Genomic DNA, 20,813 nt, shown 5'->3' with positions numbered 1-20,813 from the left:
TCGTCACGTCGCGAGGCTACACCAATGATGCGTCATGTAAACCTTTACATAGGTCATGAAAACCTTTACATCACCGATCACGGAAGCAGAGCCAGGAGGAACCGGCCGCTTCCCGGGGGAGAGCTCATCGATGTCGCACGCCGCTGACGCGTCAGCGCCGCCAATCCTTGCGGCGAGCCGGATTTCGAAGTCGTTCAACGACGTCCCGGTGCTGTTCAGCGTCGATTTCGAGGTCAGGCGCGGCGAAGTGCATGCGCTGATCGGCGAGAATGGCGCGGGCAAATCGACCCTCATCAAGATCCTTTCCGGCATCGAGCAGCCGAGCTCCGGCACGGTGATGTTCGACGGCAAACCCATGGTGCTGCCGCCCAACGGCCAAGCCGAGGCGATGGGCATCGTCCTGATCCACCAGGAGCTCAACCTCGCCGAGCACCTGACCGTCGCCGAGTCGATCTTTCTCGGCCGCGAGATCCGCCGCTTCGGCTTCCTCGATGTGGAGCAGATGCGCGCGAAGGCCCGCTCGATCCTCGAAACGCTGCATGTCCACGTCGATCCCGATACGCGCATCAGCACGCTGTCGGTGGCCGACAAGCAGATGGTCGAGATCGCCAAGGCGATCAGCCGCGATGCCCGGGTGCTGATCATGGACGAGCCGACCGCGGTGCTGTCGGTGGGCGAGACGCAGACGCTGTTCGAGCAGATCCGCCGGCTCACGGCACGCGGCGTCGCCATCATCTTCATCTCGCACAAGCTCGACGAGGTGATGGCGCTGGCCAAGCGCGTCACCGTGCTACGCGACGGGCAGTTGATCGCCACGGTCGGCACCGAAGTGATGACGCCGGATTCGGCAGCGCAGATGATGGTCGGCCGGGAACTCACCAACCTCTATCCGCCTAAGCACGAGCCGGATGTCGATGCGCCCATCGTGCTGTCGGTGCGCAAGCTCGAAGCGCCGGGGGTGCGCAACATCTCGTTCGATATGCGGCGCGGCGAAATCCTCGGCTTTGCCGGGCTGATCGGCTCGGGCCGCACCGCGGTGGCCGAGGCGATCGTCGGGCTGGTGCACCGCACCGCCGGCGAAGTGCAGGTCAACGGCAAGCCGGTCAATTTCACCCGGGTGGCGCAGTCGGTCAGCGCCGGCCTCGCCTACATGACCAAGGATCGGAAGGGCAAAGGCCTGCTGCTCAATATGGGCCTCAGGCCCAACCTGACGCTGCTGACGCTGGGCAAGCACCTCAAGGCCGGCTTTCTCGATTTTTCCAGCGAGCAGAAGGCGCTCGATCGCGCCGTGCGCCGCTTCGACATCCGGGCGCGCGACCCCTCGGTGGCGGTGGGGCGGCTATCGGGCGGCAACCAGCAGAAGCTGATGCTGGGCAAGACGATGGAGTCGGAGCCCGACATCATCATCATGGATGAGCCGACGCGCGGCATCGATGTGGGCACCAAGCAGCAGATCTATCACATCATCGCGGCGCTGGCCGCCGAGGGTAAATCGATCATCGTGATCTCGTCGGAAATGCAGGAAGTGATCGGGCTCAGCCACCGCGTGGTGGTGATGCGCGAGGGCCGCATGGCCGGCCTCCTGGAAGGCGCCGAGATCACCGAGGCGGAAATCATGCGGTACGCCGCAGGCATCAAGCAGAGTGGGAATGATGAGCGCATCAGCGCCTGACGCAACGGTAAAGCCGGCAAGCGGCTTTCGCCTCGACCTGAAGACCGTGGGCCCGCTGCTGGCGCTGGCGCTGCTGGTGCTGCTCGGCATCTCGCTCAACGAGAATTTCCTCAGCTACTCCAACCTCACCAACGTCCTGGCGCGTTCGTCGTTCATCGGCATCATCGCCATCGGCGCGACCTTCGTCATCACCTCGGGCGGGCTCGACCTGTCGGTTGGCTCGATGGCGGCGGTGATCGCCGGCATCATGATCATCGTGATGAACTCGCTGATCCCCTCGATGGGCGTCACCTGGGGCGTCGTCCTTTTCGGCATGGCGGCGGGCCTCGTGGTCGGCGGCGGGGCCGGTATCGGCAACGGGTTGATGATCACCCGCGGCCGCATCGAGGCGTTCATCGTGACGCTCGGCACCATGGGCATCTTCCGCTCACTGGTCACCTTCCTTGCCGATGGCGGGACGCTGTCGCTCAACTTCCAGGTCGCCGACCTCTATCGGCCGGTCTATTACGACGGGTTGTTCGGCGTGCCATGGCCGATCATCGTCTTCGCGCTGGTGGCGATCGGCGGCGAGATCGTCATGCGCCGCACCGCTTTCGGGCGCTACTGCGCGGCGATCGGCTCGAACGAGCAGGTGGCGCGCTATTCCTCGATCAGTGTCGATAACGTGCGGCTCTTGACCTACATCCTGCAGGGCGTGCTGGTCGGCGTCGCGGTGCTGCTTTACGTGCCGCGGCTCGGCTCGGCTTCGAGCACCACAGGCGTGCTCTGGGAGCTCGAGGCGATCGCCGCGGTGATCATCGGCGGCACGACGCTCAAGGGCGGCTATGGCCGGATCTGGGGCACCGTGGTCGGCGTGGTGATCCTCGGGCTCATCGGCAACATCCTGAACCTCCAGAGCTTCATCAGCCCCTACCTCAACGGGGCGTTCCAGGGCGTCATCATCATTCTTGCCGTGCTGCTGCAGCGGGGTCGCCGCGCCAGCTAGGCCCAACAGGTTTCACAATGCCCGCAAGGAGCGGGCAGCAACGGGAGGACTACATGAAATTGCTGAAATCCCTCATGGGAGCGGCGGTGATCGCCGGCGCTCTCGGCGGCAGCGCTTTGGCCCAGGACAAGGTCACCATCGGCGTCTCGGTGCCGGCGGCCGACCATGGCTGGACCGGCGGCGTCAACTACTTCGCGCAGCAGGCGATCGAGCGGCTGAAGACCACCTATCCGAATGTCGATTTCGTCTTCGCTTCGGCGCCCGACGCGCCCAAGCAGATCGCCGACATCGAGGATATGGTCTCGACCCGCAACATCGACGCGCTGGTCATCCTGCCGGGTGATCCGGACGCGATGACCTCGGCGATCAAGCAGGTCAAGGACGCCGGCAAGTTCGTCACTGTCGTCGACCGGCAGCTGTCGATCAACGGCGTCGAAAACCTCTATGTCGCCGGCGACAATCCGGGGCTCGGCGCCAACTCGGCGGCATACTTCAAAGAGGCGCTGCCGGAAGGCGGCAACATCGTGATCCTCCGCGGCCTGCCGATCCCGATCGACCAGCAGCGCTTCGATGCGTTCGTTGCCGGCATCGAAGGCACCAACATCAAGGTGCTGGACGACGAGTTCGCCAACTGGAACCGCGATGACGGCTTCAAGGTGATGCAGGACTTCCTGACCCGCTTCCCCGACATCAAGGCGGTGTGGGCGCAGGATGACGACATCGCATTGGGCGCCATCGAGGCGATCAAGCAGGCCGGCCGCGAGAACGACATGTTCATCGTCGGCGGCGCCGGCATGCAGCAGATGCTGCAGCGCGTGGCGGCGGGCGACAAGCTGGTCCCCGTCGATGTCAGCTACAGCCCGGCGATGATCGCCACGGCGATCGAGCTGACCACCTCGCACTTCACCGGCGGCATCCAGGTCGCCGGCCGCTACATCCTCGATTCGACCCTGATCACCAAGGACAACGCCGCCGAGTTCCTCGACGCCGAGAGCCCGTTCTGATCGAACGTTTGAGATGTGTTGGAAGGGGCGCTTCGGCGCCCCTTTTTTTGGAAGTCCGGCGAGTAATCAACGCCCATGGTCCGTCGCCGAACGCAACAAGCGGAGGTCGGCGCTGAGAACACCGAGCTCAGAACTGCCAGGCCAACTCCGCCTTGGCGCCGTAGTCGTAGCCGCCTTCGCTGATCACGCCCGAGTAGGAGGCGCCGAAGGTAGCGCCGCCGGGCAGGGCGATGTCGAAACCGAGATCGACAACCGCCGCATCGGCTGCCCATGGCACCCCGGCAACGGTGAAGAGTTCGCCACCGGAGAACGCCACGGTGGAGGTCGGCGTCGTGTCGCCAAAGGCGTGGCGCCACCCGAGCGAGCCTCGCAAAGTACCAGTCGCCTCGCCAAGATCGACGCTGGTCGCCGCCCGGAACCCGAGGGTGGTGAAGGTAGCAGCCAGTGTATCGGCCTCGGCCGTCAGCGCACTCGCCCCGCCTGCCTCACTGAAGCCGTCGGTTGAGTGGCTGACATAGGCGGCCGCTGCGTAGGGTTCGAACCAGGCCGGGCCGGCTTCGAACTTGTAGCCGATTTCGCCAAAGACCTGCGCGGTCCGGGAGGCATAGGCGGCGACATTCTCATCGCTGAAGCCGGTGAAGGCGATCGTCCGGTCAGTCACGATCGAGTGTACGGCGTAGTCGGCACCGAGCTTGAAGCCGAGGCCACCGGCTTCAAAACCGGTGTAGATCGCCGCGTCATAGCTCTCGGCCGACGCCGACGAGACACGTCCCGGAACGTCATGGTTGCCAATACTGTAGCCGCCGAGCAGGCCAAGCCGCCAGCCGTCGGCAATCACGCCGTCGGCGCCGACGAACAATCCGCCGGTCGTGCGACCGAACTCCGCTGCGTTGCCATCGCTGTCGATTGTGCCCACGGCACCGAAGCCGTGGATCCAGAAGTTTGGCGCGTCAGCAGCAGGCAGCGCAAGCAGGCGATCAGTGATCGCCTCGCGCACGAAGCGGCTATCCTCGAGCCCCGCGGTCTTGATCGAGGCATGAAGCTCGCCCGAAAGCTGGTCGAGTGCGGCGCGCTTGGCGCTGTCGCTCTGCAGCGCCAGTTTCTCGGCGATGGTGTTGCCGACGGCAACGCTGTCGAGGCCAGCGCCGGCGGCCTGCTGGTTCGGCGTCTCGCCGGCATTGTTGAACATCGCGGCGTTGATGCGGTCGAGGGAGAGGAGGACGTCGTCGCCAACGTAGTCGAGCGAGGCCGCGAGGAAGGCCGAGTTCACCGTGACACCGGTAAAGGTGCCATTGACGCCGCCGGCTGCCGTCAGGATCGTGTATTGGGTCGACGCCGCATATTGGCCAGGCGCCGCGATGGCCTGGACCGTGCCGCCGCTGATGGTCGCCGTCCCGACCGCATCGATCAGGTCGGAGGCGCCGGCGGCATTCAGTTCCACCTCGTAGTTCGAGCCGACATTGAAGGTGGTGTTGCCGGGAACATGCAGTGTGCCGATCGAGTTGCCCGGGGCCACCACGCCGCCGGAATTGACGGTCACCGACCCGACGCTGCCGGTGCCGGCGAGCGTGCCGCCGTTGATCGTCGTGCTCGACGCAATTAATCCGTCGACGACAAGTTTTCCGCCATTGATCGTTGTCGGACCGCTATAGCTCTTGACGTTGGTGAAAATGGTAGTGCCGGCCTCGACCGTCACCGACCCTGCGCCCGAAATGCCCGGTGCAAAAGTGTAATCCGATGCGGTGTGATTGAAGACAATGCGATCAGTGCCAGATGCAAATGTGACCCCTAGGGCATCCAGCGTGCCAGGCGCCACCGCCGCCTGACCGGACGCCGCGCCGATATTCAGCACGCCTGTCGAGCCTGCATTGAGGGCCACGATGACCGCGCCGACGACTTTTACGGTGCCGCCGTTCTGGATCGTCAACGTGCCGCTGCCGGAATTGCCGATATAGAGATCAGCAGCATTGTGCCACCGCGAGCCGGCGCCGCTGACCGTTACCGTGCCCGACGATCCGGATTGGAAACCGATGTAGCCGCCGAGATTGCGTACCACGCCGCCGCTCTCGATCGTCAGCGTGCCGGTGCCTGCATAACCCGCAAAGAGATGACTGGAACTGGCCCAGGACGAGCCGGCGTCGGTGACCGTCACCGTGCCGGTCGAACCGGAATTGTAACCGATGTAGCCGCTGGAGTCGCTGACCGTGCCGCCCTTCCTGATCGTCAGCTCGCCGGTGCCGGAATTGCCGACATGGAGACCACCTCCATTGGTCCAGGACGAGCCGGCACCATCGACCGTCACCGTGCCGGTCGAGTCGGCTTCGTAACCGATGTGGCCGATCGCGTTGCTGACCGCGCCGCCATTCTGGATCGTCAGCGTGCCGGTGGCGTCATAGCCGACTTCGAGAGTACCGGAATTGGTCCAGGACGAGCCGGCGCCGTCAACGGTAACCGTGCCGGTGGTGCCGGAATCCTTGCCGATGCGGCCGGTGTCACTGCTCACCGCGCCGCCGTTCTGGATCGTCAACGTGCCGGTGCCGGTGCCGGCATGGTCCCTGCCGACAGTGAGAAGACCAGCACTGGTCCAGGACGAGCCGGCGCCGGTGACGGTCACCGTGCCGGCGCCGCCAATGGTCGCGTAGTCGTTGCTTACCATGCCACCATTCTGGATCGTCAGCGTGCCGGATCCGCCCCTGCCGATATCGAGATCACCAGAATTGATCCATGACGAGCCGGCGCCATCGACCGTCGCAATGCCAGTCGAGCCGTCGATGCGGCCCAGGTAGCCGTCCGAGTTGCTCACCTTACCGCCGTTCAGGATCGTCAGCGTGCCAGTGCCTTGCTCGCCGACGTCGAGGTCACCAGAATTGGCCCAGGACGAGCCGGCGCCGGTGACGGTCACCGTGCCGGTCGTGCCGGAACCGTAACCTATGTAACCGATGACGCTGCTCACCCCGCCGCCGCTCTGGATCGTCAGCGTGCCATCGCCGATGCGGAGGCTATTCGCCTGCGCCGCGGCCGCGCCGACCACCGCCGCGTTGGGAGTAGCGGTGTTGATGTTCACGATGTCTGCGCCAGTCGGAACGCCCGTCGACCAGTTCCCAGCGGTGAACCAGTCGGACGAGACGGCGCCGGTCCAGTCAGCCGCCGTCGCCATGGACGGAAAAACGGCAATCCCCACGAGAGCGGTCGATCTGAGCAGGAACCGCAGTGAGCGTTCGGCTTGCGACATCGGAACTGCCTGTGGTGTTTGACACGCCTGCGTCGAAGTGAATCGGCTCACATACCTTTGAACGAGGCTCATACGGCAAAGAGGCTCTTGCATTGGCGGCGGGTCAGAACGCGACATCGAGGCTGGCTTTGATGGCGTGGTCGCGGGCGTCAGCGGCGATCTGGCCGGCGTAGGCGAGACCAAGCGTGGCGCCGGGGGCCAGGTTCAGGTCGAGGCCGGCTTCGATCACCGCGGTATCGGGCGCGATCGGAACGCCTGATATGAGGAAGCTGTCGGAGCCGGTGAAGGCGTGAATGCTCTCGGGCGTGGTGTCGCCGAAGGCGTGCCGCCAGCCGAGCATGCCGGAGAGCGTGCCATCGATGGCGCCGACGGTGAAGCCGTGCTCGAGGCGCAGGCCAAGCGTGGTGAAGCTGCTGGCGGTGGTGCCGGCCGCACCGTTAAGTGCGGCGTCGCCGCCGGCTTCGGTGAAGCCATCGGTATTGAGGCTGACATAAGCAAGGTTGGCGAAGGGCGAGATGCGGGTCGCGCCGACATCGAAGCCGTAGGCCAGTTCGCCGAAGGCCTGGACGGTGCTGGCGCCGTAGCCGGCGGTCAAGGTTTCGGTGATGCCGGGAATTGCCACACCACGGCTGGTGTCGATGTCGTGACGTGCGTAAGCGAAGCCGCCACGGACGGCGAGCTTGTCCCACTCGACGCCGGCATAGACGCCGAAGTGATAGTTGGTGCTCGAAGCGGTGGAGAACGCTGACCGGCCGTAGCCGGCGAGAAGGCCGATGCGCCAATCGCCGACCGGCGCATCGAGGCCGACCAGCATGCCGCCAGTGGAGCGTTCGAGCCCCTCTGCGTTGCCGTCGCCATCGATATTGCCCCAGGCGCCGAAACCGTCGACCCAGATGGTGGGGCCGGAATGGTCGGGCTCGACCAGCAGCGGGGTTTCGCCGGCGGCATAGGACAGCACAGGGATGTAGCTCGCCCCGGCCGTATCGAAAGCCGAGCGCAGCCGGTCGTTCATGGCGTCGCGGACGAAGCGGCTGTCCTCGATCAGCGCGCTCTTCAGACTGGCGTGGAGTTCGCCCGACAGCGCGTCGAAGCTGGCGCGGACGACGTCCTCGTCGCCGGTCAGTGCGATCGAGGTCCAAACCGGATTGCCACCACCGAGCGTATCGATGGCGGCAGCTGTCGCGACCTGGTTGGGGGTGCTGCCGAGTTCGGCAAAGGCGATGTCGTTGCGCTGCAGCTCCAGCGTCACGTCATTGCCGTCGCCGCCGGCGTAGTCGAGGGTGGCATCGAGGAACAACAGGTTCTGGGTGACCGAGCCGAACATGCCGGTGACGGCGCCAGCGCTCTGCTTGTCGATCAGGGTGAAGGGTCCGTTGAAGATGTCCCAGCTCGACGCCGTGGCCGGCGAGAGGAGGAGCTCGAGCGTGGCGCCGCTGATGTCGACGGTGTCGGCGACCACCAGCTTGTCGGCCCCAGTTGGCTCGGCCTCGACGCTGAGGGTGCCGTGGTTGACGTAGTTGCCGGCAATGATCTGGGTGCCGATGGAGTTGCCCGGCGCATGCACGCCGCCGGCGGCAATGGTGACGGTGGAGCCGGCGGTGCCGAGCGTGCCGGTGCCGCCCAACTGGCCGCCGCTGGCGATTTGGATTGCGCCACCCAGATGGCCATTCACCACGAGCTTGCCGCCCGAGGCGGTAGTCGTGCCGGCAAATGCCGCGCCGTCACCCGTCAGCGTCCAGGTGCTGGCGCCGGCCTTATGCAGGTCGAGGCCCTCAAACTGGGTGCCGAGGGTCGACGCATCGAAGCTGGCGTCGTCATCGCCGCCCAGGGTCAGTTCGTTCTGTGCGCCAACGGCAATGACGTGGCCGGTGATGACACCGCCGGCGCGAAGCTCGATGCGGTTGGAGTCGCCGACCAGCACAATGGCATTGTTGAACACTTCCTCGGCAGCATTGCCCCGAAGTTCCTGGCCGCCAGCGGCCACCGTCCCAGCGACGATGATCGTGCCCCCGTTGCCCTGCAGCGAGATGCCGTTGCCGCCCTGACTAGGGTTACCAACACCGCCGACACCCTTGCCACCTTTCACGGTGGCGCCGGCCGCCACCGTGATGACCGAGTTGTTCGAGGCGATCAGCGTGATGCCGTCGCCGCCGCCGCCGGGGCTGCCGGCGTTGTGGCGATGGCCCACGCCGCCTAGGCCGCCATCGCCGCCCGACACGCTGCCGGTGCTGGTAACGGTGATATTCTGGTTGCCGGCATAGATCATGCCGCTGCCACCGCCGCCGCCGCCGCCCATTCCGGCGCCGAATGCACCGGAATCGGCGCCGGCGCCACCGCCGCCAGTAGCACCTCCCGGAGCTTCTTGGTGACCCCCGCCGGAGCCGCCACCAGTGCCTGCGGTGCCTGCTGTGCCTGCTGTGCCGCTCGGCCCGGTGCCCCCGTTGCCACCAGTGCCGCCCTGTCCCACGCCCATGCCGGCCAGGCCACCGCTGCCGCCGGCATCGGCGCTGCCGGTGGAGCCATTGCCACCGGCAACCGCGGTCGTGATGGTGTGGTCCGCTGCCAGAGCGGGGGCGGCATCGATCGCCGCCACAAGGGCAATCGACGCCGTACAGAGCAGCAGCGGCCCGACACCTCTGCCGCGCATGGGAACGGCCGGTTGCGCCACCGCATGGAATTCAGCCAATGTTCCCACTCCCTCATCCCGCAAATCGGTCGCACGATGCGGGATGCAGGATTATTTAGGAGGCGGAGCGCGACGGCGTCATCCCTACTAAACAGTGGGGAGGTCAGGCCGCAGGACGGTTGAACCACAGGCTCATCAAGCCGGCGCGGCTACGTACGCCGAACTTGCGGAAAATGGCGACGACGTGCTGGTGCGTGGTGGATTCGGCGAGGCCGAGTTGATGGGCGACGCGCTTCTCGGTGGCTTCAGTGAGCAGCAGCTGCAGCACCTTGTGCTCGGTGGGGGTCAGCGGCGCGGAGGCAAGCAACAGGCCATGGCTCATCAGCAGCTGGCGGTGGAACCACTTGATGCCGCGCAGCGCGTAGGCGAGCAGTTCGATGGTTTCGTCGGCGACGGGCTGGCTGGCGTAAAAGCCGAAATGCGACTCGCAGTCCTCGTTGAGCGGGAAGCCGACGAATACGGCGTCATAGATGCCGGCGCCGCCATATTGCCGGCGGTAGAAGGATGACTCGAACCATGCGGCCGGCAATTCGCGGCGCAGCGAATAGGTCCGGAACGCCCCCACATTGCGCATCGGCAGCAGGAAACACGGATCGATATCGCGCTCATCCCAGGCCGGCAGCACGTTGAAATGGGCCTGATCCGGGTCGAGGTCGGGATCGGTGGTCTTCACCGGCGCCACCCGCCAGCCGAACAGCGGGTCGTCCGGTCCGCCAACGCGAACAGCGCCGGCCCAGGCGGCGTTCTCTACCCCCGCCAGCCCGACGAGGCTCTGCATCAGGTGAGCGGCGGCAGCCTCCGACTGGCTGACATCGAAATCCGACAGCTCATCCCAGAGCGCGTGGATCCGTTCGGCATGGGTGCTGTTCACCAAGCGCGCTTCCTCCCTGGCTGGGCTACAGACAAAGCACAGATGAGGCACTCAGTAACCCGCGCAGCGGACATCAGGCAGAAAAAAAGCGGGCCGAGCGGTTGGCTCGGCCTCGTCGTCATTTCCCTTTGCTACCTTCACCAGACACGGATGGCCCAGGCCGCTACGGTCGGGGCTGCAGCGCGTTACCTTCCACCCCACCACGCCAGGTAGTCCGCGGTGAACCGTGCTGCCAGTTGCTCGGTGACATTGGGCATGATGATCGCATGCGCGTCGTCGCCGGTGCAGGCCAGTTGGTAGCGTGCGATGATGTCCTCGCTCGGCTGCGGAAACAGCACGGTCAGCGAGTGTGGGTTGAGCAACACCGGGACGCCGGCGTCGCCAAGCTCCTCGGCAAGCCTGGTCGCACGGGCCGCGCAACGCTCGGCGTCGCGTTGGAAGCCAAGGCGGCCGTGGCCGAAGAGCCGGGCCCACAGCGCCAGTACCGCGTGCCCGTTGCGCGACCCCATAAGGGTCGTGTCATTCGACCGCAGATAGGCCACGGCGGAGGCGACGCGCTCGATATGGCGTCGCTGGGTCACCAGAACGCCGCACGGCATAGTGGTGCCGATCATCTTGTGGCCGGACGTCGATAGCGAGTTGATCCCCTGCCGGAAGCTCGGCTGCAGGCGGTCCGGCACACCTTCGAGGAACGGCAGCACCATGGCGTTGAGCGCCCCATCGACATGAACGAAACGCCGTTGCGCCGGAAAGCCGCAATCCTCAAGGACCTCTATCGCGCCACCGATATCGTCATGTGCGCCCTTCACCGTCGTGCCGCAGGTCAGTGCCACGATGACGGAGGCGCTGCGCAGGCGGGAGAGCACGCGCCGCAGATCTGGCAACGAAACTTCGCCGGATGGTTCGCAATCGACCGTCTGCGTGCTCATCCTGAGAATGCGGGCCGACTTGGGGATCGAGTAATGGGCTTCCCGCGGATAGACTAGGATGGCATCCGGGAAGGCTTCGCGCGCCAGGTAGAGGGCCCAGAAGTTGCCTTCCGTGCCGCTGGCGCCGACTGAGCCCCAGTAGTCGTCGCGATTGTCGCACTGCCACAGCTCCATCAGCCAGTCGACCACCTCGCGTTCGAGGTCGCAGACCTCTGAGCCGTAGTGCGACCCCGCGTAGGGATCGCCGAGATTGTTGACCAGGTAGCCGGCGAAGCGGGATGTCGCGGCCACATCGCCTGCGAGGTTGTAAGGGTAGCCGAGATGGTTGGCATGGGCAGTCTTCAGCCGGCTCTCGATGCGCGCCAGCGTCAGGTGATCCACGACCGGGCGAGGCAGCACTCCGGCATCCTGGGCAATGGCTTCAACGATCATTGCTTCCTCCTTTGCTTGGGCAAAGCTTCGCGGCGTGCTGCGGACAGGACGCTGCTGCATGGTGTTCCGACATTGGCTCTGGTGAGGCTTCGCTGGCCTCGAAGGGGTGCGGCACAACCTCGGAGACGAAGCTGCCGCGCTCCCGGGAATAGACGAGCCGCGTCAGGCGGCCGGCGAACTCGGTGAAGCCGCGCATCGCCGCCTCCTCAATTCGCCGCAGCGGCACGTTTGCCGCCGCCGAGCAGCAGCAGGTCGGCCTTGACCCACAGCACGTGGCAGACGATCAGCACCGTCGGCTGGATGAGGGTGATGACCGGCGCACCGCCGCCGATCTGGTAGGTCAGATCGAGCCCGGCGGCGCTGATGGCAGGGGCACGGCCAACCAGCACGGCGAGGCGGAACGGGTCGGGCCAGCTTTCCGGCCAGAGCGGCGGGGCGACGGAGTCATCCCCGAACACGGCACTGCCGAGCTTGCCAAGGACGACGAACGCGCCGGTGGCGAGCGCCAGCAGCGGCTGGCCGAGCAGCAGCAGGCTCACCGAGAGCGCCGTCCCGCCGGCTGCCGACAGCAGATCGCCGAGACGGTTCAGTCGCTGGTCCGGCCCGGCGCCATCCTTCCAAGCTCGGTAGTAGACCTCTCCGCCGACGAGGAAGATCAGCGTCGCGATGGTGAAAGCGAGGGCCTGCGGGCTGCCGACGAAGTAGCTGAACAACAGATCTGTGCCGGTCTTCGATGATCCGGCGGCGCTGGCGAACTGCAGGCCGAGCGCCGTGGCGAGTCCGAGCACGTTGCCGACATTGTAGTAGCCGCCCGGGCCCTGCAGACGCGCGGCAAGGGCGCTGATTATGCGCGCTTGCCGCGGCAGGCGGCGGGGCGCGGAGATGTCCTGGGTAACAGTCACGATCTTCTCCCTGCTCGTTGATCGAGCGAGGGAAAGGCTAAGTCGCCGCGCCGGCATCCAAATCGGTGACGCCGCCTAGGGAGACGAGTGTCGAGCGCCCAGTATTGCCCTCGGCAACGCCCTGATTTTGCGAGTCTGGCATAGGTGGTTCCGCCTAACCGCCGCCGCGCTACCTACAACCTCCCGGCCTCGACCGGCGTCAGCAGCCAGGGCTCGGTGCGCAATCGCAGCATCACTTCGATACGGTTGGCGGCGCTGAACTTGCCCAGCACTGCCGAGACCTGGTGCTCGATGGTGCGTGGCGAGCGCGACAGGTGTCGGGCGATATCCTTGTTGGACTTGCCGTCGGCAATCAGCTGCAGCACCTGATGCTCGCTCTGCGTGAGGCCCAATGGGTGCTGCCGCGAACTGGCATAAGGACCGCGACGCGATTTGGGCATCTCCTCACCCAGACCCAGCCGCTGCGCCAGCCGGCGCGCCAGAGCCGCCGCCTGACGCGCCTCGATAGCCTCGAACATGGCGATCGCCTGGCCAAGCGCCGCACCCGCATCCACTCCGGCGACCTGCATCGAGGCGATACCGGCTTCGTAGGGCAGCCCGAGCCCGGTCCACTCCGCCGCAGCCCGAGCGGGTTGTCCGGCAAGCTCCAGCGCCCATGGCGCCGGCAGCTCGCCCACCCGCGCCGGAACGTCGCCTGGCATCGATGAGCGGCGCCACCAGGCTGCCAGTTCGCCCAGGTCCCATGCCCTCAGCCCACTAAGGTCGATGGCGGTGAGCTCAGTGAGCTGCTGGCGCGCCGCATCCAGGTCTTCCCTAAGCCACGCGGCTTCGACCAGCGCGATGCGTACTGGAAAGATGCGTTGCGGCTCGCCCGTCGGCAGCCCCTCGTCGAGGGCCCGCAGCAAGGCCCGCTCCCCATCGGGCAGGTTCATCCGCATACGCACGCGGCCCAATACGGTGAGCGCCGGCAGATGCATGACCACCGGCAGCCGCTCCATGCCGATAACGCCCTGTGCAATGGTCTCGGCCTCGCGCAATCGGCCCTGTTCCATGCGCAACTGCGCCTGCCGGCCGAGCAGATACTGCGTCGATGAATCGAGGTCGTGCCGTGCGGCGAAGGCAATGCCCTCAGCTAGCAGGCGCTCGGCCAGCTCGAAATCTTTCGACACTACTGCGTGCTCGGCGAAGTTGGTGTAGGCGCGCGCCGCGTGGTCATGGAATCCATGCTGCAGCGCCAGGGACAGACCTTCCTCCATCACCTCGCGCCCGCCGGGACGGGTATCGAACAGCATGGCAGTGCCGACATTGTTGAGCGCGTGCACCCGCGTCTCGACAACGGCGAGTTCGTCGGCGAGGCGAATGGCCCGGCGCCCCCAGTCGATCGCTTCTGCAAACCGATAGTGCAGCATATTGAGCTGCGAGCGCGTGCTGTAAGCCATCGCCAGTTCCGGCCCGGGTCCGGTGCCTTCGACTTCTTCCACCGCGAGGTCAGCGAAGTTGCGCGCCTCTGCCCCTTCACCGCGTCGCCAGTGCAGGCGGGACAGAAGACGGTAATTGAGACTGATCTTGGCGCTGTTGCCGAGTTCGCGCCAGATGGCGATGGCGCGGTGGTGGCTCGCAATGATCGCATTGTAGTCGAACAGTCCGAGGCTCGCCTCGTAGGCCCAGCTTTCGTGCAACTGCGCGGCAACTGCCGGCTCGGCGATGTCGGCATACTCGAGAGCCGTCTGAAGGAACGAGGCCGCCTGCTGGTGAGCGCCCAGCCGCGACGCCTGCGCGGCCGCACGCGGCGCCAGATCCAGCACCCCGGCCCCGTCCTCGGCACCGGCCGCATGGTGCACACGGCGCGCCAGATGCAGCATGCTGTCCTGCCCGGGAAGGGCCGCCAGCGCGGCTTCCACCTTGGTATGCAGCGAACGCTGCAGGCTCGATGACAGGCGATCCAGTGTCGCTCGCCGCGCCAGTTCGTGTCGAAACGAGATATCGCCCTGGGGGTCGCGCCGAAGCAGGCCACGTCCCACTGCCATGTCGACCAGATCTTCGGCATCGGCGCCGAGCAGCGCCTTGATCAGGCCCAGTTCCATGTTCCCGGGGACGATGCTCATCATCTCGAGCACGTCGCGTTCGCCGGGAGTGAGGCGCGCCAGGCGCGACCACACCGCATCGCGGATGGAATCGGGGACGCTGCCTGGCTCGCCCCCTCCGGTCGCCAGCAGTTCGGTCACGAAGAAAGGATTGCCGGCCGTTACCCGGTAGAGGTCATCGCTGGATCGCCCGGCATCGATAGCCAGTTCATGCACAGCTGCAGGCGACAGTGGACCGAGCTTGATCCGGGTAACCGCCGCGGCAGGCAGGTCGCCGAGCACGTAGGACAGCGGATGGGTGGGCCCGATCTCGTCACTACGCGCGGTGAGAACCACCATGGCCCGCAGCAGGCCAATCCGCCGGCCCAGATACTTTACGAGGTCGAGGGTCGCGTTGTCGGCCCAGTGCACGTCCTCGAAGATCAGGATGAGCGGGTCGCCGTCATCCTGCAGTTTGTTGAGCAGGGCCGGGAACAAGCGATCGGGCGGAGCCGATTGCTCCAGCAGGGCGGCGATACCGGTGCCGATCGAGCGGCCCATGTCGTGCAGCGGCCCCAGCGGCCGCGGCGTGAACAGCGCTTCGCACCATCCCCACGCCACCTTGAACTCTCCGGCATGCTGTTCCGCGAACTCTTGCAGCAGCGTCGTCTTGCCGATTCCCGCCTCGCCCTCGATCAACACAGTGCCGCCATGCCCGGCCGCAGTGCGTTCTCTTGCCGCACTCAAGACATCAAGCGGGGCCGACCGTTCCAGTAACTTGCTCATTGCTTGCCACGCCGCCGCCCCAAGTCGACAAGTGCGACCTATAACTTTGTTGGCAATGCGGCACCGTTACCGGGGTGCGTCGAATTTCTGTTAAGTCGGCGGGCTCTACGGGCGCTGTCCCGGAAAAACGAAGGCCGGGCTGTTGGCCCGGCCTTATCGTCACATCCCTGAGGTACAGGGAGGATATTGGAGCGGGCGAAGGGATTCGAACCCTCGACCCTAACCTTGGCAAGGTTATGCTCTACCCCTGAGCTACACCCGCACTCCATCGGCTCTTTACGATGCTTCGTTCCCGTGGGAAACTTGGCAGCGCCGAACCGCGCGCCTATATGCCCAATCGAAAGCGGGTTTGCAACCCATAATTCTGGTCTCATCACGCCCGGGAAAAGCTTGCGTCCGATACCCATCGGGGCGCAAGAAAACCAAGGAAAGACAGGCCTCTCAGTGGCCCGTCGCGGCAGGAAAAGCACAGCATGTCCTTCAACGACCTCAACCCGGCCCCACAAAATTCGGCGGCTCCCGCGGGCGCCCTGATCAAGGATTCGACCGATCGCGCCTTCAAGGCCGATGTGATCGATGCCTCGCTGGAGGCCCCGGTGCTGGTGGATTTCTGGGCGCCGTGGTGCGGCCCGTGCCGTCAGCTGACGCCGAACCTCGAGAAGGTGATCAACGAAAAGGCCGGCAAGATCCGGCTGGTGAAGATCAATATCGACGAGAACCCCGGTGTCGCCGGCCAGCTCGGCATCCAGTCGATTCCGGCCGTGTTTGCCTTTGCCGGCGGCCGGCCGGTCGACGCGTTCCTCGGGGCGATCCCCGAAAGCGAAGTGCGGCGCTTTGCCGACAAGGTGATCTCGGGGGCGCCCGCAGGCCAGCCGCAGGCCGGCTCGATCGAGGAAGAGATCGCCAATGCGCTGACCGCCGCCGGCGAGGCGCTGCAGGTCGGCGACCTCAACCAGGCGGCGCAGGTTTATGGCATGGTGCTGCAGCACCAGCCGGAAAATGCTCCGGCAATCGTCGGCATGGCCAAGGTGTTCCTCGCCGCCGGCGAGCCGGACCAGGCGCAGGCGGTGCTCGACACCATGCCGGAAGAGGGGCGCAAGGGCGACGATTACACCTCGACGCTGGCCGCGCTGAAGCTGCTCGGCGAGGCGGCGGAGCTCAGCGAAACCGATGAGCTCGCGGCACAGCTCGAAAACAACCCTGACGATCACCAGGCGCGGTTCGACCTCGCGGTGAAGTACAACGCCGAGGGCAAGCGGCTGGAAGCCGCCGAAGCGCTGGTGGCGCTGATGCGCCGCGACCGCACCTGGAACGAGGACGGGGCGCGCAAGAAGCTGCTCGAACTGTTCGAAGCCTGGGGCCCCAAGGACCCCGCCACGTTGAAGGGCCGCCGGCTGCTGTCGGCGCTGCTGTTCAGCTGAGCTAGTTGACCCAAGCCGGAGCCGTGACGGCTCCGGCTTATCTGGACTGCGCGAGGAGCCGGACCGGCTCCAGCTTTTGATTGTCGCGCGGTCGAACCGGAAAAGTCTTACAACTTTTCCTGACTGCGCTCCCGGAGGCGCCCGTGTTGAAGCGACCGAATTCTCCCGCCGATTTGCCCGCCAGCGTGCCGTTGTTCCCGCTGACCGGCGCCCTGCTGCTGCCCTATGCCCGGCGGCCGCTCAATATCTTCGAGCCGCGCTATGTCGAAATGATCGACCATGCGCTGAGGGGCGACCGGCTGATCGGGCTTATCCAGCCGCGCGACACGTCCGAGGAAAGTCCGAAGGGCCGGGCGCCGCTGCAGCGCATCGGCACGGTGGGGCGGATCAGCCATTTCGAGGAAGTCGAGGAAGCCCGCTACTTCGTCATCCTCGAGGGGCTGTGTCGGTTCGAGCTTTTGAAGGAAATGCCGACCATGACGCCGTTCCGGCGCGGCTTGATTGCGACCGACGCCTTCGCCTCGGATTTCGACCGCGAGTTCGGCGAGGAGGCAGTGGATCGGCCGCGCTTCCTCAAGATGATGCGCGACTATGCCGAGTTCGGCAATTTCGACCTCAACTGGGACGAGATCGAGAAGACCGGCACCGCCGACCTGGTGAATTTCTGCGCCATGGTCTCGCCCTATGGGGCGGCCGAAAAGCAGGCGCTGCTCGAGGCCGATACGCTCGAGACCCGCGCCGAGACGCTGATCGCCATGGCCGAGTTCGAGATGGCCAAGGGCGACGACCGGGCCTCGCCGCTCAATTGAGCGAGGGAACTCCAGCAGAGGCCGCGACCAATCTCCGCCATGTGGTGGATGTGAAGACGCTCGAAATGCTGGTCTGTCCGCTGACCAAGACCCGGCTGACGCTCTCGGCCGACGGTACCGAGCTGATCTCGGTGGCGGCGCACCTGGCCTTCCCGATCCGCGATGGCGTGCCGATGCTCAGCCTCGATGAGGCGCGGGAGATCGAGCAGGGCGACATGGGCCGCAACCTGCCGCGGCTGGGCTAGCGCGGCTACCGGGGAAGATTACGCGGGCGAACCACGATCACGCTCATCCAGCTTGGGGCTCGGCCAGGTGTGTCAACCAAGCCGTGAAATGCTCCAGTCGCGAACGACTTGATTCCCGGCCCTCCTTGCTTCATTACAGCCGGCACCGAAAGGGGTATTGCCATGGAAAAGTTCACGAGCCTGACGGGCGTCGCCGCGCCGCTGCCGATCATCAACATCGACACGGACATGATCATTCCCAAGCAGTACCTGAAGACCATCAAGCGCACCGGGCTCGGCACGGCCCTGTTCTCCGAGATGCGCTATAATGAAGATGGCACCGAGAATGAGAGCTTCGTGCTCAACAAGCCGGCCTATCGGCACGCCAAGATCATCGTCGCCGGCGACAATTTCGGCTGCGGCTCGTCGCGTGAGCACGCGCCGTGGGCACTCCTGGATTTCGGCGTGCGCTGTGTGATCTCCACCAGCTTTGCCGACATCTTCTACAATAACTGCTTCAAGAACGGCATCCTGCCGATCGTGGTGACGCCCGAGCAGCTGGCGCTGCTGATGGACGATGCCGAGCGCGGCTCCAACGCCACGATCAGCGTCGACCTCGAGAGCCAGACGATCAAAGGGCCGGATGGCGGTTCGCTCCACTTCGATATCGATCCGTCGCGCAAGCAGACGCTGCTCGAAGGGCTCGACGACATCGCGACGACGCTGAGGGCCGATCCGGCGATCTCCGGGTTCGAGAAAAAGATGGGTCAGGACCGGCCCTGGCTCTGAGGCGCGGGCGATGGTCCTCCATATCTCTTCCGGCTCGCCGTTCGAAGCCAGGATCGGCTATTCGCGCGCCGTAGTCGACGGCAACATGGCCTATGTCTCGGGCACCACCGGCTATGACTACAAGACGATGGTGATGCCCGAGGATGCCGGCCAGCAGGCGCGCAACGCCTTTGCCACCATCCAGCAGGCGCTCGAGGAAGCTGGCGGCACCATCAAGGATACGGTGCGCGTCCGCTATTACATCACCGACATGGCGCATTACGACGCGCTGGTCGCGGTGGCCGGTGAAGTCTTCGCCGAGATCCGGCCGGCCGCCACTATGGTGGTGTGCGGGCTGACCCGGCCCGAGATGAAACTCGAGATCGAAGTCACCGCCCGCTTCGGTGCCCACGGGCGCTGAGGCGATGGAGATCAGGCTCAAGCTCAACCCCCTGGGTCGCGACGTGGCGGTGGTGCGCAACGGCTTGCGCGCCTACAACAAGCAGCAGACCGGTGGCATCCGGCATCAGAATGTCGCGCTGCTGCTCTACGATGCGGACGACAATGCGGTGGGCGGGTTGACCGCGACCGCCGTGCTGGACTGGCTGTTCGTCGAGTGGCTGCACGTGCCGGCCGAGCTGCGTGGCAAGGGCCACGGGCGGGCGCTGGTGGCTGAGGCCGAGGTCTTTGCGCGTCAGCGAGGCCTGCTTGGCATGTGGCTCGACACCTTCAGTTTCCAGGCTCGGCCGTTCTACGAAAAGCTCGGCTTCGCCGTGTTCGGCACGCTGGACGATCATCCCGTCGGCGGCGCCCGCTACTTCATGCAAAAGCGCTTCGACAGCGCATCCATCCGATAACGCGAGACGTAAAGCAAAATGGCCCAGAAACTCTTCCTTCTCCCCGGCGACGGCATCGGCACCGAGATCATGAAGGAGGTCGAGAAGGTGATCGCCTGGCTGAACAGCCAGGGCGAGACGGATTTCACCTTCGACTCGGGCCTTGTCGGTGGGTGCGCCTATGACGCGCATGGCGAGGCGATCTCAGAAGAGGATATGCAGAAGGCGCTCGCCGCCGATGCGGTGATCTTCGGCGCGGTCGGCGGGCCGAAATGGGACAAGGTGCCCTATGAGAAGCGTCCGGAAGCGGGCCTGCTGCGCCTGCGCAAGGACCTGAAACTGTTCGCCAACCTCCGTCCGGCGATCTGCTATCCGGCGCTGGCCGATGCCTCGTCGCTGAAGCGCGAGCTGATCGAGGGCCTCGACATCCTGATCGTGCGCGAGCTGACCGGCGGCGTCTATTTCGGCGAGCCCAAGACCATCACCGACCTCGGCAATGGGCAGAAGCGCGCCATCGATACCCAGGTCTACGAGACCTACGAGATCGACCGGATCGTCCGCGTCGCCATGGACCTCGCCCGCACCCGCAAGAACAAGGTGCATTCGGCCGACAAGAAGAACGTCATGAAGTCGGGCGTGTTGTGGGATGAAGTCGCGCAGGCAGTGGCCAAGGACTATCCGGATGTGGAATTCCACCACATCCTCGCCGACAACGCCGCGATGCAGCTGGTGCGCAACCCCAAGCAGTTCGACGTGATGGTCACCGACAACCTGTTCGGCGATATCCTGTCGGACGCCGCGGCGATGCTCACCGGCTCGCTCGGCATGCTGCCGTCGGCTTCGCTCGGGGCGCCCGATGCAGTGACCGGCAAGCGCAAGGCGCTCTACGAGCCGGTGCACGGCTCGGCCCCGGACATTGCCGGCAAGGGCGTCGCCAACCCGATTGCCATGCTGGCCTCGTTTGCCATGGCGCTGCGCTATTCGTTCAACCTGGTGGCGCTGGCCGACCGGCTGGAAGCCGCCATCTCGAGCGTGCTGGCAGATGGCCTGCGCACCGGCGATATCGCGCAGGACAACCGCAAGACCGTCGGCACCGAAGAAATGGGCGCCGCAATCCTCAAGAAGCTCGCGGCGTAACGACCGACGCATCGTTTGATGAGGCCCGGTGCCCTGGCGATGCCGGGCCTTCGTTC

Annotated in this window: 17 protein-coding genes and 1 tRNA gene; 10 read left to right on the top strand and 8 right to left on the bottom strand. The window is 65.5% G+C overall.

Annotation, left to right across the window (positions count from 1 at the left end; translation table 11 throughout):
- The first annotated feature begins 130 nt into the window (after positions 1–130).
- The 3 genes from ASC89_RS00900 to ASC89_RS00890 are packed head-to-tail and all read left to right on the top strand — an operon-like array spanning position 131 to position 3,661.
- Positions 131–1,672 (top strand): sugar ABC transporter ATP-binding protein, encoded by a 1,542-nt coding sequence (locus ASC89_RS00900; protein ID WP_055993914.1) that lies wholly within the window; start codon positions 131–133, stop codon positions 1,670–1,672.
- Positions 1,653–2,657 carry an ABC transporter permease gene (locus ASC89_RS00895; RefSeq protein ID WP_200940408.1) on the top strand — a complete coding sequence of 335 codons (1,005 nt, stop codon included), beginning with the start codon at positions 1,653–1,655 and terminating at the stop codon, positions 2,655–2,657. Before ASC89_RS00900 ends, ASC89_RS00895 begins: the two co-directional genes overlap by 20 nt.
- Positions 2,658–2,710: 53 nt before the next feature.
- Entirely contained in the window at positions 2,711–3,661 is a 951-nt protein-coding gene (locus ASC89_RS00890) for a substrate-binding domain-containing protein (RefSeq protein ID WP_055993910.1), read from the top strand.
- Positions 3,662–3,788: 127 nt separating this feature from the next.
- Here the strand turns inward: ASC89_RS00890 and ASC89_RS00885 are convergent, their stop codons facing one another.
- The 8 genes from ASC89_RS00885 to ASC89_RS00855 form a co-directional block, all read right to left on the bottom strand.
- Positions 3,789–6,893 carry an autotransporter domain-containing protein gene (locus ASC89_RS00885; protein WP_055993908.1) on the bottom strand — a complete coding sequence of 1,035 codons (3,105 nt, stop codon included), beginning with the start codon at positions 6,891–6,893 and terminating at the stop codon, positions 3,789–3,791.
- 103 nt (positions 6,894–6,996) lie between these two features.
- Positions 6,997–9,579, bottom strand: a complete 2,583-nt coding sequence (locus tag ASC89_RS00880; RefSeq protein WP_274532680.1) for an autotransporter domain-containing protein — start codon at positions 9,577–9,579, stop codon at positions 6,997–6,999.
- A gap of 103 nt (positions 9,580–9,682) precedes the next feature.
- Complete coding sequence (locus tag ASC89_RS00875; protein ID WP_156384446.1) at positions 9,683–10,450, bottom strand: helix-turn-helix transcriptional regulator; 768 nt, start codon at positions 10,448–10,450, stop codon at positions 9,683–9,685.
- A gap of 185 nt (positions 10,451–10,635) precedes the next feature.
- Positions 10,636–11,811 (bottom strand): histidine decarboxylase, encoded by a 1,176-nt coding sequence (locus ASC89_RS00870; RefSeq protein ID WP_200940395.1) that lies wholly within the window; start codon positions 11,809–11,811, stop codon positions 10,636–10,638.
- A complete protein-coding gene (locus ASC89_RS28665) occupies positions 11,801–12,007 on the bottom strand; it encodes a hypothetical protein (protein WP_162247883.1) in 207 nt (68 codons plus the stop codon). The genes ASC89_RS00870 and ASC89_RS28665 overlap by 11 nt, the downstream gene beginning before the upstream one ends.
- A gap of 10 nt (positions 12,008–12,017) precedes the next feature.
- On the bottom strand, positions 12,018–12,713 hold the full coding sequence (locus ASC89_RS00865) for a hypothetical protein (RefSeq protein WP_055875164.1): 696 nt from the start codon (positions 12,711–12,713) through the stop codon (positions 12,018–12,020).
- Positions 12,714–12,886: 173 nt separating this feature from the next.
- On the bottom strand, positions 12,887–15,562 hold the full coding sequence (locus ASC89_RS00860) for an AAA family ATPase (RefSeq protein WP_055993904.1): 2,676 nt from the start codon (positions 15,560–15,562) through the stop codon (positions 12,887–12,889).
- 187 nt (positions 15,563–15,749) lie between these two features.
- Positions 15,750–15,824, bottom strand: a tRNA-Gly gene (locus ASC89_RS00855).
- Between the two features lie 211 nt (positions 15,825–16,035).
- Here ASC89_RS00855 and ASC89_RS00850 point away from each other — a divergent pair.
- The 7 genes from ASC89_RS00850 to leuB all read left to right on the top strand — a co-directional run bounded on the left by ASC89_RS00850 (position 16,036) and on the right by leuB (position 20,757).
- Complete coding sequence (locus ASC89_RS00850) at positions 16,036–16,983, top strand: co-chaperone YbbN (RefSeq protein WP_055993902.1); 948 nt, start codon at positions 16,036–16,038, stop codon at positions 16,981–16,983.
- A 143-nt stretch (positions 16,984–17,126) separates the two neighbouring features.
- On the top strand, positions 17,127–17,792 hold the full coding sequence (locus ASC89_RS00845; protein WP_244488368.1) for an LON peptidase substrate-binding domain-containing protein: 666 nt from the start codon (positions 17,127–17,129) through the stop codon (positions 17,790–17,792).
- Between the two features lie 41 nt (positions 17,793–17,833).
- Positions 17,834–18,037 carry a Trm112 family protein gene (locus ASC89_RS00840; RefSeq protein ID WP_055993896.1) on the top strand — a complete coding sequence of 68 codons (204 nt, stop codon included), beginning with the start codon at positions 17,834–17,836 and terminating at the stop codon, positions 18,035–18,037.
- A gap of 162 nt (positions 18,038–18,199) precedes the next feature.
- A complete protein-coding gene (leuD, locus tag ASC89_RS00835) occupies positions 18,200–18,805 on the top strand; it encodes a 3-isopropylmalate dehydratase small subunit (protein WP_055993893.1) in 606 nt (201 codons plus the stop codon).
- 10 nt (positions 18,806–18,815) lie between these two features.
- On the top strand, positions 18,816–19,205 hold the full coding sequence (locus ASC89_RS00830; protein ID WP_055875184.1) for a RidA family protein: 390 nt from the start codon (positions 18,816–18,818) through the stop codon (positions 19,203–19,205).
- Positions 19,206–19,209: 4 nt separating this feature from the next.
- Positions 19,210–19,641 carry an N-acetyltransferase gene (locus ASC89_RS00825; RefSeq protein WP_055993890.1) on the top strand — a complete coding sequence of 144 codons (432 nt, stop codon included), beginning with the start codon at positions 19,210–19,212 and terminating at the stop codon, positions 19,639–19,641.
- 18 nt (positions 19,642–19,659) lie between these two features.
- Entirely contained in the window at positions 19,660–20,757 is a 1,098-nt protein-coding gene (gene leuB, locus ASC89_RS00820; RefSeq protein ID WP_055875189.1) for a 3-isopropylmalate dehydrogenase, read from the top strand.
- The last annotated feature ends 56 nt before the right edge of the window (positions 20,758–20,813 follow it).

Origin of the sequence: Devosia sp. Root413D1 (genome assembly GCF_001425235.1) — a bacterium.
Lineage (GTDB): Bacteria > Pseudomonadota > Alphaproteobacteria > Rhizobiales > Devosiaceae > Devosia_A.
The sequence above is the reverse complement of the archived record's forward strand: the minus strand, read 5'-3'. Positions and strand labels throughout refer to the sequence as shown.

What these genes read in the sequence shown, in the direction of transcription:
- ASC89_RS00900 (WP_055993914.1), top strand. Translation starts at nt 131, where the DNA reads ATGTCGCACGCCGCTGACGCGTCAGCGCCGCCAATCCTTGCGGCGAGC.
- ASC89_RS28665 (WP_162247883.1), bottom strand. Translation starts at nt 12,007, where the DNA reads ATGCGCGGCTTCACCGAGTTCGCCGGCCGCCTGACGCGGCTCGTCTAT.
- ASC89_RS00885 (WP_055993908.1), bottom strand. Translation starts at nt 6,893, where the DNA reads ATGTCGCAAGCCGAACGCTCACTGCGGTTCCTGCTCAGATCGACCGCT.
- ASC89_RS00830 (WP_055875184.1), top strand. Translation starts at nt 18,816, where the DNA reads ATGGTCCTCCATATCTCTTCCGGCTCGCCGTTCGAAGCCAGGATCGGC.
- ASC89_RS00860 (WP_055993904.1), bottom strand. Translation starts at nt 15,562, where the DNA reads ATGAGCAAGTTACTGGAACGGTCGGCCCCGCTTGATGTCTTGAGTGCG.
- leuD (WP_055993893.1), top strand. Translation starts at nt 18,200, where the DNA reads ATGGAAAAGTTCACGAGCCTGACGGGCGTCGCCGCGCCGCTGCCGATC.
- leuB (WP_055875189.1), top strand. Translation starts at nt 19,660, where the DNA reads ATGGCCCAGAAACTCTTCCTTCTCCCCGGCGACGGCATCGGCACCGAG.
- ASC89_RS00850 (WP_055993902.1), top strand. Translation starts at nt 16,036, where the DNA reads ATGTCCTTCAACGACCTCAACCCGGCCCCACAAAATTCGGCGGCTCCC.
- ASC89_RS00825 (WP_055993890.1), top strand. Translation starts at nt 19,210, where the DNA reads ATGGAGATCAGGCTCAAGCTCAACCCCCTGGGTCGCGACGTGGCGGTG.
- ASC89_RS00870 (WP_200940395.1), bottom strand. Translation starts at nt 11,811, where the DNA reads ATGATCGTTGAAGCCATTGCCCAGGATGCCGGAGTGCTGCCTCGCCCG.
- ASC89_RS00890 (WP_055993910.1), top strand. Translation starts at nt 2,711, where the DNA reads ATGAAATTGCTGAAATCCCTCATGGGAGCGGCGGTGATCGCCGGCGCT.
- ASC89_RS00895 (WP_200940408.1), top strand. Translation starts at nt 1,653, where the DNA reads ATGAGCGCATCAGCGCCTGACGCAACGGTAAAGCCGGCAAGCGGCTTT.